Consider the following 19,599-nt stretch of genomic DNA (forward strand, 5'->3'; position numbering starts at 1 on the left):
ACATCATAGTGTTTTTGCAAAGGTCTCTTCTGTATAATGCTCCGATACAAAATATATTATTCATTTCTTTACTTATGGATTTGTATTATATAATTAAAAGTCATGGGCAGGATCCTCCTTATATCTACTCTGATTATAGTTACACTTCAGGCATGGACCACAACATCAGCAATATCCTTAGAAGACGCAAAAAAATTAACCGCTTCTATGACAGACGAAGAGGTCTTTGTACCCCCGCCACGGCGCATTGACGATATAACCAATATACTGAACCAGCCCGGCAAGTTTAATAAAAGCGCCACTATGAAATTTAAAAGTAAAGCTGACTCGGTTCCGCCGGCAGGAGAAAGCAAACAAGGTCTGGCAGCCTTTTATAGAGATAGAGCTATTGCCGCATGGCAATTAGGCCGCTACAATCAGACAATAGAAGATAGTGCCATGGCAGAGCAATATGCCGAAGAGGCAGGGATCATGGATCCGGATTTGAAACATCGACTTGCAGTTGCAGAGATGGATACCGGTAAATATCGGCGTGCCATACAGTTACTGGAAGAAAACATTAAAAAATCAAACTACATTGCCAGTTATCAGATGCTTGTATCTGCCTATACCCTCACAGGAGACATTGATGCTGCAAAAAAAACAAAACAGGACGCCATCAAAAGCTGTGAGACAAAACAGACTGGCAGAGGGGGTGCAAAAAGGGCTAGAAGGTCAGAACTATGTGAAATTATGAAAGTCGATATAGAAGCAAGAATACTCGAATCCCAGGGCAAATATGCCGAGGCAGAGCAGTACATTCATGAAACAATTAGAAGAACTATGGCGCTTCAATTTGAAGATACTTCTCCTGGAACCATACTTCGCCGGAAATTATGGCTTGCACGAAATCTGTTTTTGCAGGAACGATTCTTCGAATCCGAGATAGCAACCCGTGATGTTCTCAATGCATCGCTCGGTCATGGCGGACAAGAATCTTCACAGACACTCAGTTCGCTTCTCTCACTATCTTCCTGTCTTGCCGTACAGGGAAGAATAGAGGAGGCGGAGAAATTGTTCTCCTTAGCCGTTAATATCCTTGAATCATCCGGATTTTCAAACGATTCACGGATAGCGGGTCAGATAAGGAGTAATTACGGGGTATTGCTTACCGCTAAAAGTGATTTTAAAGGCGCAATGGAACAGTTTAACCTTATAAAATCAGGTTTGCAGGAAAATCATTACATTTACGAGAAAATTTTTGCAAAAAATCCGTCGCTCCTCCTTTCTCTCTTGATGACCGGCCATGCCGAAGAGGCAATGAGTTTAATAAAGCGCAGATATGAGAATCTAAAAACAGTTCTTGGTGAAAGAAACTTCAATACCGCCCTGATGCTGGCTCTTCGCGGAATGGCATATTCCCGCATGGGAAATATAGAACAGGCCGTAAAAGACCTCTCAGGTTCTGTTGATACCTTGATGGAGTATAGCACTGAAAAGGGCAGTTATCTAAAAAACCAGCAGGTAAAGATTATCATCCAGGACTATATGCAGCTTCTTGAAAAGATTTACGGAACCCATTTTGAGACGGAACTTCAGCTTGATGCTGCCGGATTAATGTTTAAGCTCTCTGAGATGATGCGCGGTCAAACTGTACAGAACGCTCTTTTGGCAAGCAGTGCAAGGGGGGCAGAAACAGATCCTGAAATTATCAATATGATCCGCCAGGAACAGGACTCTTTGAAACAGATAGACGTTATAGAGGCGGCAATACTTGAAAATATCGCGGCGCCTTCTGACCAGCAGAATCCGCAATTAATCAAGAGCCTCCATGCAAAGCTGAATACCCTCCGGCAGGCAAGGATTGCCATACTGGAGGAGCTTAAAAAGCGTTCTAAAAAATATGCATATTTTGTCAGTCCTCAGTTTCCTCTCCCCTCTTCAATACAAAAGCATCTCCATCATCGTGAAGCATTGGTCTCGATCTATACTACAGATAATCGAACCTATATATGGGCAATTCCCCAGACAGGCCATGTACGGTATGCTTCTGTGCCAGTATCTCAAAAGGGACTTGAGAAGATTGTTGCTTCGCTGAGGGAATCCCTTGACTCGAATCCTCTCACACTAAAAGATATTCCATTATTCAACACTGACTCTGCATATGAATTATATCGTACACTTCTTCTCCCGGTAAAGGATGGGTGGAAAGATGCCCAAAATGTGCTCTTTATTGTAAATGAACCGCTTAGCCGGATACCCCTTGCTGTCATCACCACAGAGCCTTTTAAATCCACAGAACAGGAAAAAATTCCCTTCGAACAATACAAAAAAACCCCCTGGTTCATTCGCCATGCATCGATAACCATGGCGCCCTCTGCATCCTCATTCATCGCCCTTCGCATTTTGCCCATGGGTAAACCACACAAGAAGATGTTTGTCGGATTTGGCGACCCCATTTTTAGCCTTGATCAGTTTGCAATGTCTGAGAAAGAAAGCAGTGCAGTACAAGTACGGAGCGTACGCCTCACAAACAGGGGTGGGCTTGATAACGCTGCGATCAACTCAAGCCGGCTCGAAAACCTTCAGCGCCTTCCTGATACCGCTGAAGAGCTCAAAGCTATTGCCGCAATATTAAAAGCCGATGCTCTCCATGATGTCTTTTTAGGTAAAAATGCATCGAGAAGCACGGTGAAGACAATGGACCTTTCTGACCGCCAGATTGTTGCATTTGCCACCCATGCACTTGTCCCCGGCGAGCTGGATGGACTGGACCAGCCGGCCCTTGCCCTCTCATCTCCTGCCGTTACCGGAAAGAAAGAGGATGGCTTACTTACTATGGGCGACATTATGAAGCTTAAGCTAAATGCTGATTGGATCGTTCTATCTGCCTGTAACACAGGCGCCGCAGAAGGTTCCGGCGCCGAGGCTCTCTCCGGGCTTGGAAAGGCATTCTTTTATGCAGGAACGCGGGCTGTCCTTGCAACAATGTATCCTGTTGAAACAACATCGGCGAAGAAACTCACCATAGATCTCTTCCGTAATCGGATTAACCACAAAGAACATACCCGTGCACAGGCACTCCAGAAGGCGATGCTTGACCTCATTAATGACCCTGGATATATCGACCCTGGCTCCAAAAAAATTGGAGCAAGTTATGCCCATCCGCTATTCTGGGCGCCTTTTGTCCTGTACGGCGAAGGGGGAGATTGATGGATTATCAACTTTATGCTGTTACAGATAATAATCCGACCTTGTCTTATTTTTCTTCACATTTGTATTTTCACCTGACATTTTCCCCTGATTGTGCAGATTCCTTTGTTTTCTTTTGTGGCGTATGCTACTTTTTGTGAGCGTTACAGATAACTTTTCCGATTTTTATCCTTCAGGACTTAACGGAGCAGCAACAAATGGATGGAGAAAATATTTATAAAAAACTGCTCAGTGCTATATCTCTTTTTTTAGCTAAGATAAGACTTTTCCCCCACTATTTAGACTGGCGGTGGTGGGAGAGGGAGCAAAAACTATCTTTTCTTATCAATATATGTATCGGATTTGCCTTGGGAATCGCTTTCTTTTTTATGACTCACTTACAGTACATGGAAAATGTCTTCAATTCCACAGTAGACAAACTTATAAAGAAGGAAGCCGCTGCATTTTTAAAAACATCCGAAAAATGCTTTAAGCAACCGTCTCAATATAAAGAATGCAAAAATATACGTAACAAGATATCAAACCATATAGTATTCATCGATATCGACAGCGATACATATAGTAGATGGGGAGAGCCCTTATTCATCCCAAGAAAACAAATAGCAAAATTCTTAAGATTAGCAGACAAGAATAGAGCTAAGGTTGTGTACCTTGATACCATATTTGACTACCCTTCGAATTATCCGGAGGAAGACGCTGAACTAAGAAAATGCTTAGAGAACATAACAAAAAGAAAATCAGAACTCAAAATTATATTCCCGACAATTAAAGGCATCATCAATAATAAAATTAAAAAAAATATTTTTGATGATGTGATAAACAAAAATCCTAATTTTTATCGGGGGTTTCCATATGCATCTTTTTCAAAATCCGACAGGGTTGTTCGCTATATACGCTATTATGATATAGCGAAGGGCACTGATGGTGAGAATACTGTTTTATGGGGAGTGCCCGTTTTATCTGTTGCCCTGTTTACCAACGATTTCCCCAGATTAAAGGCATTAGAATCAAAAATTCTCGACGACTTTAAGTATGAGAGGACAAAAAAACATATTGTTGGATTATCAAATAATGGTCTTATAGAAATAGGAAACAATGAGCTTTTTTCAAACAGGATACGATTTGCTTTTTTACCGCCAGGTACATTAAATAGTGAAGGGAATCTGTTCGCTGAAAGGATCCTGCCGGATGAAGTTGAGGCATTGCAGCAGGACTTAAATGACAAAATAGTCATCATCGGTACATCAAGTCCGGATAAAGAGGGTTGGTATCGAACACCTGTTGGAGATATGGCGGGAATATATATTATCGGAAATGCAATGAATGTCTTACTGGGGAATTGGCAGGTTCGTGATGCACCGTTATGGGTTGGCTTTTTAATCAATTTATTGGTTGTCATATTTGCATGCTATATGTTCGTGCATTTTCCTCCATCGACTGCCAGAATAATTACCGTACTTTTTGCTTCTATACTATTGACACCGATAACATACTATTTTTATGTGGAATACGGGATTTTTATAAATACAATTTTTCTTTTTATGAATTTGGTTATTCCTGTTATGGCTATGGGATGGTACAGGATTCAGAAAACTATAAAGAAAATTGTTCCAAACACAATATTAAGGTTCTTATCTCGATATTAATGCAATATAAAATGGAATGTCTCGTTTATTATTATTTTCTGTAATGATTGTAATATCGCTTTTCCAATTCTCGAATTATATCCCCCTGATCTTTTGTAAATTGTGAGGTGTTTTCTTTTAATAATTGATGACTCAACCAATACAGGTCTATTTTATCGGGGTTCGCATCACTGATAAGCTGAAAATACACCGCTTTCCTGATCAAGCTGTCAGGTATAGCAATATTCTCATTATCAATAACCATTAATCCTTTGAGGACTTCCTCTTGAGTAGCTTCATCCATCAAAACAATATCGAGCCTTCGTTTTACGGTATCCTTATTTATGTAGACTGTGTAGCTTTCAAGTGGCTCAACCCCTATCTCTGATGGAACAAGGGATATCGCCTCCTTGCTTTTAATCGGTTTTTCATAGACCTTTTGGCCTTTTGTGTTGATAATTGCAATTGATTTGACGTCTTCATTTGCGCCGGAGATTATTATCGGGTAATTCCGCATTAAAGTTGCCTGTAATGGAAATTGTTCTTTTTGTTTCCGACCTCTTGTTACCAGCGGAACTGCCACATGTTCTACGGGTTTGACAAAATCGTTAATATATTGTTTCAAACCAGCCGTATATGTACTGGCTTTAAATTTCTCAGTCTGGCTTGACACAATCTCCATTGATGTTTCACTCCTGGGTACTCCGTTCGCATATGGCGCCCATTTTATCTTCAACATGTTTACTGATGGTTTTTTATTTATAATATCGCCAATGTATAACTGCTTCCTATCACCACACAGATATGTCTTGCCTGTATGAGTAAGCTGACAATCTTTCTCGTATCCACTAAGTATAATGCCTACATGGTTTTGGGCATAGATTGTTCCCATTGGGAAGAATATGATACAGCCAAAGATAAAAATGATAAATTTTTTCATTTTAACTTCTCCAATTATTATATATTCTAATCATAGATGATATTATTAAAACGTTTTGTTTTCAACTATATTCAGAGATAAACGGTTACATTTAAAAGTAAAAGTTTGGTATGCCTCATCCTGCTTACTTTATGGGTCACTGCATCCATTTGCATTGCATCTGATTCACCGGTGGGCGTTGTGATAATATATGGAAAGGGTGGATCCCCCAGTCATTTGTCTCTAATGTGTCTTACAGGGAAACTCAGAGGTAATGGTTTCAATATAATAGCCCCGGAAATGCCCTATTCTAAAAGTCGGGCCCCTTGAGGGGGACATAGTTCAGTTGATTCCGTTGACATCCTTTTTTAATCGGGTAGAATTTATCCATGCCACGAGGGCCGGGATTCGACATGGAATGAGCACTCCGTCATGTCATGGTAAGGGGAAAAACAGGACAGGCTGCTTTTCGGGTCGGCAAAACATCCATCTCGTGAGTTTAATATTCATTATTTACAACCTGGGACCGCCACTTCAAGACATTTGCGTTCACATTGGACGCAACTTCTTAAATCGTCTCAAATCCATTACAGAAGCCATTTTGCACGAATTAACTTTTAACGGCAAAGACTATGGGGTCAAATCTTTATTCTTGACAGTGCCCTTTTATCGATATCGTCGCCTTACCGGGAGAGGTGGTGCTGCGCCTCCGGTTTTGGCAGCGGCTCCATGTGACGGCTGGGTGGGGCGTGTCTTGGGCCGGGTGCCCGCATCCGTGCGTGCACCGGTCTGCGTCGCTTTCGGCTGTGTCCGGTGGCGCTGCGGCTCGCGTGGTTGGCGTGCAAATTCGGCATCGCGTGACGGCGCTGATTTCTTATAATCAAAATCCTTCAGTATGCGGCGTTCGATTTTTTCGCCGAGCACACGCTCAATACTCTTGACCAGAGGCTCGTCCTCACGGCTGACGAAAGTGAAGGCGTCGCCGGTCTTTGCAACGCGGCCAGTACGGCCGATGCGGTGCGTATAAGCATCCGTTGTATCCGGGATGTCATAGTTGATTACATGGGATATGCTCAAGACATCAATGCCACGGGCCGCGATATCGGTGGCCACCAAAATCTGGTACGAGCCGTTGCGGAAGCCGTCAAGCGCGTCCTGGCGTTTGTTCTGCGACAGGTTCCCCTGGAGTGAGGCAGCCTTATACCCTGCCTTCACAAGCTCTTGTCCGATGCGTTTGGCCCGGTGCTTGGTGCGTGTAAAAATAAGGATGGATTCCGTATCAGTTTGCTTCAGTATCTCCATGAGGAGTCCGGTTTTCAGATGCTGCTCGACCGGGTAAAGGGCATGGGACACGGTGTTTGCCGGGCCTGTATGACCGACCTTCACTGTGACCGGATCATGCAGCACTTCGTCCGTCAGTTTTCGGATATTATCGGCCATGGTGGCAGAGAACATCAGCGTCTGGCGCTTTAAGGGCAATTGTTTGACGATACGCCGGATATCGGGCAGGAAGCCCATGTCGAACATACGATCCGCCTCATCAAGAACAAGGACCTCCAAGCCGGCAAGGTTGATCGTCCTCTGGTTAAGGTGATCGAGTAACCGGCCAGGACAGGCGACGACGATATCGACGCCGGCGCGCAGTTTCTGGATCTGCGGGTTCACACCCACACCGCCGTAAATTGTGCAGCTCCTCAGGTGTGTGTTACGTCCCAGTTCTCCAATCGATACGTGGATTTGCTCCGCCAGTTCGCGCGTGGGCGCGATAATCAGGGTGCGGACCTTGCCTCGTGGACCCCGCAGCAAACGATCCAAAATCGGCAGCACAAAAGCCGCTGTTTTGCCGGTTCCGGTCTGGGCAAGGCCCATAACGTCTTTACCTGCAAGGACCGGCGGGATTGCCTGCACCTGGATAGGAGTCGGAATTTCGTAGCCGAGCGCCTTGACGCCTGCCGTTATTTGCGGATGAAGCTTAAACGAACTAAAACTCATAGTTATCTTCCTTATAAAGAGAAATTAGTAGCTGAAGCAGGGTATGACCGAAGATTATCGTTTTACAGGAAAGTTTTTTGGACGAACTTTAAAATGACTCTCTAACACGGCTTTTAGTCAGTACTTCATTACTTAACCCATAGTATAAGCTTATTCGGCAGCCCCGTCAAGCGACTTCCAACAACCTTCCGGGAATGAGTGTTATGCGCCCCCGGCAGAGCCAGAGGTTTTCCTGATAAATACACCAATTCGGATTCATACATAGCACCCAGAGGGTACCCGGGTAACGAAGTTACCTGTCCGTCATAGCCAAGGGACAGGCGGGAATGAACCTCCCCGCAGTAGAGCTGCGAGGTATCAGCGGATTGGGGAACATGATTACTCCCCCCTCACCCTACCCTCTCCCGCAAGAAGCGAGGGAATGTGGTTGCCTCAAAGCAGAGCTTCGAGGAATCTATTGATTGAAGGCAAATTGGTATTATCCCCCGCCAAGCAGGATTAGAGAAACTGTTATTGTATCCCCGTCCTGGAGTCCGGTATCCAGGCCTTGTGGAAGGGTATAATAAAGTACATCGTTCAGGCGTACCTCGAAAAGGTCGTCAAGCCTTAGTTCCCCTGTACGGGAGTCGATGATTTCCTTAACAAAATGGGTATCCGCGAGGACCTTATTAAGGAAATCCCTCAACGTGCCGGTTTCCATTTTCACTTCATCCGGTATTTCAGGGATATTTATCATCTTCTTTACTTTTAGCTTCATGCCGGCATCCGGAACTTATACCAATTCGGATTCATACATAGCACCCAGAGGGTACCCGGGCAACGAGGAACACCCGCAAGCGGGTACCCGGGCGGGGCATACAAGGGTTTATTTAGCTCACACAGTGAGCGAGAAGGGAAGGCTCCGACAGCTTTGCTGCGGGAGGGGGCGACGTAAGCCCCAGAAATAGCGGAGCACGACGACGAGGTAACGAAGTTATATGATTGAAGGCGAATTGGTATTATATTTTCCTCTCGTATCTCTGCCAGTATTTTTCCCTTATCTGCCGCTTAAGTATCTTCCCCTGGGGGTTCTTGGGCAGAGATTCGACAAATTCCACTGATCTCGGGGCTTTGTACCGGGCAAGGTGTTCCTTGCAGAAAGCGATGATTTCATCGCTCCCCACCTCTTGCCCTTCTTTCAAAGTCACCACTGCATGTACCCGCTCCACCCATCTCTCGTCGGGTACACCAATGACAGCAGCTTCCAACACTGCTTGGTGTCTGTAAAGGACTTCTTCAATTTCCCTGGGAAAGACATTCTCCCCGCCTGTGATGATCATGTCTTTCTTCCTGTCCACGATATAGATGAAGCCTTTTTCGTCATAATAACCCATATCACCGGTATGGAGCCATCCATCGATCATAACATTATGTGTTTCATCAGGCTTGCGCCAGTAGCCCATCATCACAGATTTGCTCTGTACCACAATTTCTCCCACCACGTGAGGCTTTACATCATTACCATCCTCATCCACAATTCTTGCATGGACCCAGATGCAAGGCTGCCCGCAGGAAGCAAGCACTTTTTGTTCTTCAGGAGACATATCCGGAACCTGATGGAATTCCAGTGAAAGAATGGCTATATCAGGCCCGGATTCTGACTGTCCGTAACCCTGTCCGAAAATCGGCCCGAATCGGGTAATGCCTTTCTGCAGAAGTTCTAACGGCATGGGGGAGGCTGCATACCATATCTGCTTGAGACTTGTCAGATTGTACTTATTAATGTCGGGCAAAGCCAGCATGCCTACAAGCTGAGTGGGAACAATATGTATATCCGTTGCCCGCTCATCCTGAATGGTCTGAAGGGTAGCTGCGGGATCAAAAGACCTCTGAGTCATTATCACGTTACTTGCACCCACATAAAAGAAGGCCCAGAAATGGGACCAGCCGCCGATATGGAACAGGGGCAGGATCATGACGTGTTTGTTGTTCGGTTGAAGACCCGCTGTGAGCACCTTGGTACGTGCCTCTTCCAGCTTACGGAAATGGTTGTAGATTGCACCACGGGGAACACCGGTGGTTCCACTGGTATAAAAGATTACGAAGGGGTCGTCCTCTTCAACCTGTACATCCGGCTCTTCTTTTGAAAATGTTTCGATCAGTGTATTATAGGTAAGCATTCCCGGAACAATCCCCTCAAGGGAGATATAATGTCTCACCCCTTGCAGGCGGGGTCTCAACTGATCAATTATTTCCACCAACTCCGGGCCTAAAAAAAGAACTTTGACCTCGGAATAATTAATTATATAATCGAGTTCATCTGCCTGCATCCTTGGGCTGAAGGGGGATACAATGAATCCGCCCTTCATTCCTGCCCCGTAGACGTCAGTATACTCGAGACAGTTCCAGGAAAGGATGCCTATACCATCACCCTTCTTGAGTCCCAGTTCCTGAAGTGCGTGGATGAGGCTATTCACGCGGATATTATATTGAGAAAAGCTAATCCTTTGAGCGCCGTATATAAACGCATTTCTGTCAGGGCGGAGAAGCGCATTTCTGTAAATAATGTCTGCATAGGTACCTATCGGGTATCGACTGAGCTCTTTGAGTATTAATGTTTCCGGCATCTGGACCTCCCGTGGAGCTTCCTCTTCTCACTCAATGTGTGAGCAGCAGAGCAGCCCTTTATTTCTACCATTTTCCTTTCTCTTTCAGCGCCCTCACTATCTTCTCCGGTGTAACAGGAAGTTCCTTGAACCATATACCCGTGGCATCGTGGATGGCGCTGACAACTGAAGGAGGAGTGCTCACATGACTTCCTTCAGAAGCTTCCTTTGCCCCGAATGGACCGTCAGGGTCGTCAGTAATAATATCTATTACCTTTATGTCGGGTACATCGGTAGAGCGGGGCATCTTGTAATCAAGGAAGGTAGGGTTAAGCGTCTTGCCCCTGTTCATGATAAAATCTTCATAAATAGCCTGTCCCATACCCTGTACAGCACCGCCTTCGTTCTGGCTCTCAGCTCCGATGGGATTCAGCGGCCTCCCACAGTCGTGGGCAATCGTAAAATCGGTAACCGTAACATGTCCGGTCTCCATATCCACGCCGGCGCGGGTCGTCTGTGCGGTAAAACTGAAAGCCGTACCGGAATTGCCTCTACCCGTCTCGAAATCGAGCGGCTCGATTCCATAGCCTGAGTACCCCTTCCCCATAATAACGGCGCCGGAACCGGAATAACAAGCAATCTTGGCCAGTTGCTCAAAAGATATCTGTCTTGACAGATTGGATTTAAGACTAACTATTGAGTTCCTGATTTCAATCTCCTCCGGCTTCACCTTCCACAGGGGGCCCAGTATATCAAGGAGCTGTTTTCTTGCATCAGCAGCGGCTATTTGAACGGCCTGACCGGCAAGGACCGTTACGCGGCTCCCGTAACTTCCAGCATCAACAGGAGTATAGAACGAGTCAACCCGCTTAAAATCAATATCCTGGAGTTTTACCCCCAATTCCTCTGCAGCAATCATGGCAAGCACCGTGTCGGACCCCTGTCCGCAGTCAGTAGCGCCGGTGATCAGATTCACGGTACCGTCTTCGCATATTCTGACAATCGCTCCGCAGGATTGGTGGCCAAGCTGACGAGCCCCGCTCATATAAGCGGTGGCCGACATTCCCACTCCATAGGAGATGCTGCCGCTTTGTTTCGGGGCCTTGTCTTTTTCTGCCCAGAGCGGGTCTCCGGCAAGGGTCTGGATCGCTTCCTTAATCCCGCAGGTCTTAATGGTTATATCGTTGATTGTCCTGTACACTGTACCAGGTTCCGGATTGTCGATTGCATTGCGCATGCGGATATCCATTGGGTCAATACCGAGTTCCTCGGCCATCATTTCCATCTGGATCTCACAGGCAAAGCGTGTGTGTGTTACACCGTGACCCCGCATTGCAGCGCAAATAGGGTTATTTGTAAATGCCCTGTAGGCTTCATGCTTAAAGTTGGGAAGTTTATAAGGCAGGGGTGTGGCACATCCGGTAAGATACATGGTGAGGGGACTCACAGCGGTATAGCCGCCACCGTCAGCTACAACACGGCTTTGAATGGCAGTGATAAGTCCATCTTTTGTCATACCCATCTTGTTGTAAACAAGCATGGAATGTCTCCTTTTGGAAACGGTCAGTTCCTCTTCCTGTGTGTAAACGAACTTAACCGGTTTCCCTGTCTTTTTAGAAAGCATTACTGCACAGAAATCACCGGCTACAGAGTCATTCTTTGTACCTCCGAAACCGCCGCCGATGAAAGGCTGGATCACCCTTATCTTTGACAGGGGAAGTCCGAAACAGGCTGCAAGGTGCCGGTAATGGAAGTAGGGGCTCTGCTTTGCCGCCCATACAGTAATGGAACCGGAAGGATCATACCAGGCCAGCGATGCAGGCGGTTCCAGATAGCCCTTTGTTGCCCTGGAGGTCCTGAAGCGATCTTCTTTAACCAGATATGATTCTGCAAAGGCTTTTTCCACGTCGCCGAAGTTCCAGTGGTACTCCACGCTCACATTATTGGGCCGATAACTATGGATAACCGGAGCACCTTCCTGCATTGCCTCCTCGGGGTCAAATACCCCCGGAAGTTCTTCATATTCCACATCTATAAGATCACATGCCTCTTCAGCAATATCCTCATCGATGGCTGCAACACCGGCGACACCCTCCATATAATAACGAACCTTATCCATGGCTAATGGCGGTTCATCTCTGGTGGTTGCCATGAAACCCCAGGTCCATCCGTTAAAATCTTTTGCAGTAACAACAGCTTTTACACCGGGAAGGCGTTCTGCCTTGCTCGTATCGATGTTAACAATTTTTGCATGAGCATAGGGTGAGCGTACCACTTTACTCCAGAGCATGCCGGGCAGGGAATAGTCGGCAGCATACTTTGCCTGGCCCATAACCTTTTCTCTGCCGTCAACCCTTGGGACACGTTTACCGATTACATTATATTCCTTCATACCTCACCCCCGCCTTGCCGAACCTTCTCGGCAGCTACTTTCACCGACTCGATAATCTTGGTGTAGCCTGTACAGCGGCAAAAATTGCCTTCCAATCCTTTGCGTATCTCTTCATCGGTAGGGTTATTATTCGCATCAAGGAGCACCTTTGCGGAAAGGATCATGCCGGGAGTGCAAAAGCCGCACTGCATGCCGCCCATTTCAAGAAACGCCTCCTGTATCGGGTGAAGTGTCGCCCCATCGGCAAGGCCTTCTATAGTTGTAATCTCTTTGCCGTCGGCTTCCGCTGCCAATACCAGACAGGCGTTAACCGCCTTGCCTTCCATGATTACCGTGCAGGCCCCGCATTCTCCTGCATTGCAGCCTTCCTTTGTTCCTGTTAATCCCAAATCATCCCGTAAGATTTCAAGGAGTGTTGACCATGGTTTAACCTGGAGTTCATAATCTCTTTTGTTAACGATTATATATATATGTTCCATCTGTTCCATCGCTTCCTCCTTACCGAACAAGGACCTGCTTAAGAGCACGTTTCGTCAGGATATACACCATATCGCAACGGTATTCAGCCGATGCCCGATGGTCATCTATGGGATTGCACTCTGTAACGGCTGTCCGGGCTGCCTCTTCAATGATTTCAAGCGTTGGTTTCTGACCCCGGAGAACAGCTTCAGCCTTTCTCCAATCCTGATATCTTTACATATACCATCAACATATGCACCATGGGCAGCTACACCCACAATCGCCAAATCCATTGAGTGCCGTGGTGCAAGCTTCAGATAAACCCCGCGGCTCCTCGGGGGCGACTTTGGAACTACGATTTCAAGGAGCATTTCCTCTTTTTCAAGGATTGTTTCGCAGGGGCCGGTAAAGAATTGATCAATGGGAACTATACATTCTCCCTTTGGACCTTTAATCTTTACAAATGCCTCAAGCGTCAGCAGCGCCGGGGCGCTGTCGGCAGAGGGGACAGCATTGCAGATATTGCCGGCAAAGGTTCCCCTGTTCCTTATTTGAGGAGCGGCCATACCCGATGCAGCCTGTGCGATGGATGGAAAGTGTTCCCGGATAACAGGCGACTGCTCTATGGCGCTGATTGTGGTCAGAGGGCCGATCCTCAGACCGGACTGCTCATCATAGGAAATAGCGTTCAGTCCCTTTATTGCTTTCAAGTCAATCAAATGTCGAGGTACATTAATCGCCCGTTGTTTTAACTGTGGAATCAGATCAGTGCCGCCGGCAAGGAGCCTTGCCGTCCCTTTGTGCTCGTTTAGAAGCGCTAAGGCATCATCAAGTGTCTTCGGCATAACGTAATCAAATCTTGGCAATTTTCGGTAAAACACAGCCATGATAGACTCCTTTAAAAATATATTTGACCGGCATAAATTTATAACATAAGACCTTTGTAAAACTCCACAAACACCGTCATACCGGCAAACACCGGTATTTTCTCTTGCGCAGGCAACATCCAGTGAATTTAAATAGTTCTGGACTCCTGCTTTCGCAGGGGTGACGGTTTTTTAGAGTTTTGCAAAGGTCTTCTTAACTTTATACTTCCAGGCTGCCCTCCAGAACATTTAGAGGAAGGAGGATGCTTCTTTCGGGCAGCCTGTACTGCTTGCCTCTATAAAAAATTTACTTTGCTTTCTTCGGCCATTCAGGTTTCGGGAATTCAGGTTTTGCTGTACGTTTTTTTCCTGTATCTATAATTTCCCAGGCGCCATTTTGCCACTGACCTATATGACCGGGGAAAGTCATATTGAAATGTATTTTATCAAATTTCATAGGTCCCATAGCTGTATCAAATGTCTTTGTTGCCATGACATCCCGTATCTTGGTCTGATCCAGAGTCCCTGCCTCTTCAATCGCTTTTTCAAAGAACTGCATTGAAGAATAATAAATCAGTTGTCCCCAGTACTCGATGCCTTTGTATTTGCTCATTAATTTTTCAGCAAGTATTTTAGCACCGGGAGAGGTTTTTTCATTCCAGGCACCGCCGCCCATAATACCTTCAACACCGGCTGCAGTAAAGGCGTCTCTATACTGTGTCAGCATGGGTCCCACAGTTAAAAAGAAAGCTTTGGGATTGAAACCGGCTTCTATTGTCTGCCCTGTAACAAGAAAGGCTTCGTCAGGATAGAGAAAACCTAAAAATGCATCAACATTTGCTGACTTGGCTTCTTTGATCAATGGGGTAAGATCCTTTGTTCCATGGGGGAAGCTTTTCGCTGATACGATTTTGATTCCCTTTTTCTTGAATTCCTTAAGCGCCATATCGCGGTACTCTATCCCATGAAGATCTTGGATGTATATGATCGCTGCCGTTTTTACTTTGTTTTCAGCAAGAATTTCCGCAAGCTGCGGCATCTGCGTTTCTGCCGTGTTGAGCACCGTGAAGACGTAAGGCAGTTTGGGCATAATTTCTTTAAGTTTTATGCATCCACCGGCATTCCCAAGAAGTATATATTTATATTTGTTGGCAACCGGTGCTGCCGCATAGAGCATTGCCGTGCCCCAGGGGGCAAGTACAAAATCAACTTTATCTTCTAAAATAACCTTCTCCATCAGTTTTGTCATGGTACCAACATCGCTTTTATCGTCATATTTGATAAGTTCAATAGGTAATTTCTTACCGTATTCCTTTACGTATATTCCTCCTTTTGCGTTAACTTCCTCAAGCCATATATCGTAGGAAGCTCCGGTTGTTGCTGCTACAGAGGCGGATAACATGCCTGAGAGTGAAGTAACCCAGCCTATACGTATCTTATCCTTAGGCTGCGCCGCGCTGACATCAGCAATTAATAAAAATACGACAACCGGAATAAATACCAGTAAAGCAAAAAACACCTTTTTCTTCATTGTATACCCTCCTTTTTTTGATTTTGGTTCCAATAACACTTCTTGCCTGTATCATATACACCCCCTGGCGAAAGATTCATGCCCGGGTGAATATTTCTTTTTGCCTGTTAAGGATTTTCAGACTCCTTGATCAAATCGACAAGTATTTCTTCAAATTCCGCCAGATACTCCGCCTTGCTCTCATGAAAAACCATCTTTATCTCCCGCAGATTTTGCGCCACAGTTTGCAGCCATTGATAGGGAATGGAAACCAATACAGTGTTCGGCTCAAACAACTCTCTTCCATTCATGCCATGAATCATTTCAGGTATAAGGTAATTCATTTTACCGCTCTCAAAAGGATAAATGTAAATCCATGAGCATCCCATGAAAATAGTAGTTTTTGAGTAATAGGGCTCACCCGTTGAATAGGTCATTGCTCTCATTACAATCTCTGCCTGTTTGGTTGTCGCAGTGACGATTAGGACATCCGGCTCGAATGTTAATTTGTCTATGGGGGCAAATGCCACGTAATTAACTATACCCTTAGACAATCTTGGAACATGATGATAAAAGTTGTGGTTAACCCTTGCTTCCTGAACCATGCCCAATCTGGGTCCGATTTGCCCGGCTTCGGCAAAGGGTTCCATATCCGTCATGCCCAACAATATCTTGCCCACACAGGTCTCATTATTCTCTCTGCTGAAATAAAAGGGTGCATCTGCAAATTGTGCTTCTTTCAGCATTTCACAGAATGCGAGATTCTTGTCCAGCGACAACTGTTCCATCCCTTCGGGCTTGAAAAACAAGTACTTGACGCCTACCGGCGGCCTCTCAAGATTAAGCCTGCCGAAACCGGATAAGTCTGTTTGAAGAGGTCTTATCTTCATTGTATTCCTCCTGTCGTTCGTTTGGGTTGCTGCATATCGGTCTTCCTATTCGGTTACACCCCACTTCACACCGGACATGGTTAGCGCCGCTCCGGCAACATCAACGTTCGCCGCCCCTCCGTCGATTAACAGAACGGAGCCGGTCATAAAGGATGAGTCATCGCTCGCCAGGTAAGCGCAAATACCCGGGATCTCTTCGGGATTGGCAAAACGACGCAGAGGCATACCTGATGATACAAGGTCCAGTACTCCATCCACATCCTTTCCGAGGGCATTGGCAAGAGGACTAAGCGAGTTCTCAATCATAGCCGTCCTCACACCGCCGGGACAAACCGCATTGCACCGGACATTGAACGGACCGTAGTCCGTAGCGGCCTGCTGAGTAAGCATGATAAGACCTGCCTTAGATGAACAGTAGGCGGGCATGCCGGGCAAACAGCGCACTCCGCCAAGGGAAGAGATATTGATTATAGATCCGCCGCCTGCCTTGATCATATGTGGTATTGAAGCCTTCATGAGCAGGAATGGACCGGTCAAATTCACGTCGAGGACTTTGCGCCAGACGTCGGGATCAATATCAACAACGGTCCCTCCGGGATCGATTCCCGCGTTGTTTATGAGGACATCAATTTTCCCTCCGAAGGTAAGCGTTTTCTCGACCATTTGTTGTGCATCTTCATATTTCGATACGTCCCCGGGGCAGGTTGCCACCGTACCCGCAGGGAGTGAACGGGCCACATTATCAAGCATCTCCTGACGACGGCCCGTAATACAGACCTTTGCACCCTCGCGGACAAACCGTTCTGCGATTGCCGTACCGATGCCGGTTCCTCCTCCGGTAATAAGCACCACTTTTCCTTCCAATTTCATATTATTGCCTCCTTATAAATTTCATAGTCCCAGATAAGCCTTTCTCACATGGTCTTGCTCAATAAGATCACAGCACTTTCCTGTGAGAACGAGATGCCCGTTCTCCATTACACAGGCGCGATCACTCATTTCGAGCGCCTGCTTTACGTTCTGCTCGATAAGCAGGACCGTAATCCCCTGAGTGGGTAATAGCTTGATCACCTTGAATATCTCCGATACCGCCTTGGGCGCCAGACCGTACGAAGGTTCATCGAGCATGAGAAGCTTGGGTCTGGACATAAGTCCGCGACCAATTGCTACCATCTGCTTCTCGCCGCCGCTCAATGTGCTAACGATCTGGGAAGCCCTCTCTTCAAGCCTCGGGAATATCTCGTAAACATCCTTAAGAGTCTCTCTTCTATGCTTCCAGGCATTACGTTGATATGCACCCATCTCCAGGTTTTCAAGCACGGACATGTCAGGAAAAAGTCTTCCCTCCTGAGGGACCTGCAACAGACCCTGTTCTACAATGGAGGCAGCGGAATCACGGTTTATTCTCCTGCCCTGAAACTCGATTGTCCCCGATGAGGACTTTACAATACCCGATATGGTATTGAGCAGAGTCGTCTTGCCGGCTCCATTTGCGCCGACAAGGGCAACGATCTCCCCTTCCTTAACCTCGAAACTCACATTCCACAGGGCCTGTATCTTACGATAAAAGGTGTTTACGTTATTAATGGCAAGCATAGTGCTATTCTCCCAGATAGACTTCGATGACGGTTTTGTTACAGGTGATCTCCTCAGGTGTACCTTCGGCGATCTTTTCACCGTGATGGAGTACTACTATTCTGTCGCATATAGTCATGATGGCCTTCATAACGTGCTCGATCATCATGATGGTTATGCCTCTGTCCCGTATCTTCTTAACAAGTTCCATGGCCTGGGCAACCTCCGTAGGGGTGAGGCCTGCCATCACTTCGTCAAGGAGAAGCAGATCGGGTTTTGTGGCGAGGGCTCGGGCTACCTCAAGCCGTTTCTGATTGGCAAGAGTCAAATCAACAGCACGTCGATCGCCTAATCCGGACAACCCGACAAAATCAAGGATCGCGTCCGCATCTCCCAGATCTGCCTTGTCTTCCTTGACCTTTGTACTCCCGAACAAATCTCCCAATCGGGTATTATCCAGGACCGACAACCTGGAAAAGATTTTAACGGACTGAAAGGTCCGTGCAATACCCATCCGTGCAATCTTGTGGGGTTTAAGGCCTGTAATGTCGACACCCTTGAAGGTGATAGACCCCGTGTCAGGTTTCAATGCACCCGACACCAGATTAAACAGGGTTGTTTTGCCTGCCCCGTTGGGACCGATGAGGCCGAGTATCTCACCCTGTCGTATATCCCCATCCACGTTAGTTGTAGCTGCTAATCCTCCAAAATGTTTGTTCAGACCCTTTGCTTCAAGTATGTTCATGACTTCTCCGCATATCCTGTTTTTTTTCTTTTCAGCAAGCGTTCTATGACCCCCTCTATGCCGAGGGGCATGAACCTGACAACAAGAAGCATGGTCAAACCGAAAAGGAGCATATAGTAGTAAGGAAATTTAGTCGTAAATATCTCCTCAAGAATGGAAAAGATAGATGCTCCGGCAATAGGTGCATAGAGGTGGCCCATACCTCCGAATATTGCCATTAGAACAGGCATAAAGGAACGGCTGATGTCAAAGGCCATAGTCGGATCGACATAGGACCACCTCAGGCTCATGGCTGCTCCGGTAAGCCCCATGAAGAAGGCGCTGATGGCAAATATCACGGATTTTACCCTCGTTACGTTTATGCCCGTATGGGCCGCTGCCTCCTCCGATTCTCCTATCCCCTGCAAGGCCAGACCGAACCTGGAGCGTTTGATGAGATAGGATGTGAGAAGAACCGCGAGAAATATACAGACCATCGTATAGTAGATGGTGGTTGCATCCGGCGAGATGACCATTCTCCCGACAGTCCCGGTGATATTGACCTCATACCAATGCAGCAGGTTCCTGATAAGCTCAACCAGACCAAAGGTGAACATCGTGAAATACATGCCCTTCAACCTCAAGGTGACAGAACCCACCAGATAAGCAAGGCAAAAGCTTGCTATACCACCAATGAGAACCACAAGAATAAGAGGCAGTTCCGCGCTCAGGAGGGCTGTTGAATAGACACCCACACCAAAAAAGGCCGACGTGGCAAGGGATATATAGCCCGTAGGCCCCGAGAACATCGCCCAGCTCACCGTGAGAACCACATACATGAGAATATTCGCCACGAATATGAGTTTGTAC

15 protein-coding genes are annotated in these 19,599 nt (G+C 46.4%); 2 read left to right on the forward strand and 13 right to left on the reverse strand.

The genetic code is table 11. From position 1 onward, the window contains the following. The first annotated feature begins 102 nt into the window (after positions 1–102). Positions 103–3,192 carry a CHAT domain-containing protein gene (locus NT178_15085; GenBank protein MCX5813852.1) on the forward strand — a complete coding sequence of 1,030 codons (3,090 nt, stop codon included), beginning with the start codon at positions 103–105 and terminating at the stop codon, positions 3,190–3,192. Between the two features lie 197 nt (positions 3,193–3,389). Next, on the forward strand, positions 3,390–4,838 hold the full coding sequence (locus tag NT178_15090; protein ID MCX5813853.1) for a CHASE2 domain-containing protein: 1,449 nt from the start codon (positions 3,390–3,392) through the stop codon (positions 4,836–4,838). A gap of 31 nt (positions 4,839–4,869) precedes the next feature. Here NT178_15090 and NT178_15095 read toward each other — a convergent pair whose 3' ends face one another. The 13 genes from NT178_15095 to NT178_15155 all read right to left on the reverse strand — a co-directional run. Continuing rightward, positions 4,870–5,757, reverse strand: coding sequence for a hypothetical protein (locus tag NT178_15095; GenBank protein MCX5813854.1), 888 nt, complete (start codon positions 5,755–5,757; stop codon positions 4,870–4,872). A gap of 645 nt (positions 5,758–6,402) precedes the next feature. Next, positions 6,403–7,728, reverse strand: a complete 1,326-nt coding sequence (locus tag NT178_15100; GenBank protein ID MCX5813855.1) for a DEAD/DEAH box helicase — start codon at positions 7,726–7,728, stop codon at positions 6,403–6,405. A gap of 478 nt (positions 7,729–8,206) precedes the next feature. Then, the gene (locus NT178_15105; protein MCX5813856.1) at positions 8,207–8,485 is read right to left on the reverse strand and encodes a hypothetical protein; all 279 of its coding nucleotides are present in this window, start codon (positions 8,483–8,485) and stop codon (positions 8,207–8,209) included. A gap of 241 nt (positions 8,486–8,726) precedes the next feature. Continuing rightward, entirely contained in the window at positions 8,727–10,334 is a 1,608-nt protein-coding gene (locus NT178_15110) for a long-chain-fatty-acid--CoA ligase (protein ID MCX5813857.1), read from the reverse strand. A gap of 64 nt (positions 10,335–10,398) precedes the next feature. Continuing rightward, the gene (locus NT178_15115) at positions 10,399–12,705 is read right to left on the reverse strand and encodes a xanthine dehydrogenase family protein molybdopterin-binding subunit (protein ID MCX5813858.1); all 2,307 of its coding nucleotides are present in this window, start codon (positions 12,703–12,705) and stop codon (positions 10,399–10,401) included. Beyond that, a complete protein-coding gene (locus NT178_15120) occupies positions 12,702–13,184 on the reverse strand; it encodes a (2Fe-2S)-binding protein (protein MCX5813859.1) in 483 nt (160 codons plus the stop codon). Before NT178_15120 ends, NT178_15115 begins: the two co-directional genes overlap by 4 nt. Before the next feature lie 105 nt (positions 13,185–13,289). After that, the gene (locus NT178_15125; GenBank protein ID MCX5813860.1) at positions 13,290–14,051 is read right to left on the reverse strand and encodes a xanthine dehydrogenase family protein subunit M; all 762 of its coding nucleotides are present in this window, start codon (positions 14,049–14,051) and stop codon (positions 13,290–13,292) included. A 286-nt stretch (positions 14,052–14,337) separates the two neighbouring features. Further along, entirely contained in the window at positions 14,338–15,561 is a 1,224-nt protein-coding gene (locus NT178_15130) for an amino acid ABC transporter substrate-binding protein (GenBank protein ID MCX5813861.1), read from the reverse strand. Positions 15,562–15,668: 107 nt separating this feature from the next. Then, positions 15,669–16,430, reverse strand: a complete 762-nt coding sequence (locus NT178_15135; GenBank protein ID MCX5813862.1) for a DUF169 domain-containing protein — start codon at positions 16,428–16,430, stop codon at positions 15,669–15,671. Between the two features lie 45 nt (positions 16,431–16,475). Continuing rightward, entirely contained in the window at positions 16,476–17,300 is an 825-nt protein-coding gene (locus NT178_15140) for an SDR family NAD(P)-dependent oxidoreductase (GenBank protein ID MCX5813863.1), read from the reverse strand. 21 nt (positions 17,301–17,321) lie between these two features. Next, the gene (locus NT178_15145) at positions 17,322–18,026 is read right to left on the reverse strand and encodes an ABC transporter ATP-binding protein (protein ID MCX5813864.1); all 705 of its coding nucleotides are present in this window, start codon (positions 18,024–18,026) and stop codon (positions 17,322–17,324) included. Between the two features lie 4 nt (positions 18,027–18,030). After that, positions 18,031–18,750 carry an ABC transporter ATP-binding protein gene (locus NT178_15150; GenBank protein MCX5813865.1) on the reverse strand — a complete coding sequence of 240 codons (720 nt, stop codon included), beginning with the start codon at positions 18,748–18,750 and terminating at the stop codon, positions 18,031–18,033. After that, positions 18,747–19,599: branched-chain amino acid ABC transporter permease (locus tag NT178_15155; GenBank protein MCX5813866.1), on the reverse strand; the 853-nt coding region annotated here is incomplete at its 5' end. The genes NT178_15150 and NT178_15155, both read right to left, overlap by 4 nt.

It is taken from the genome of Pseudomonadota bacterium (assembly GCA_026388255.1).
Lineage (GTDB): Bacteria > Desulfobacterota > Syntrophorhabdia > Syntrophorhabdales > Syntrophorhabdaceae > JAPLKB01.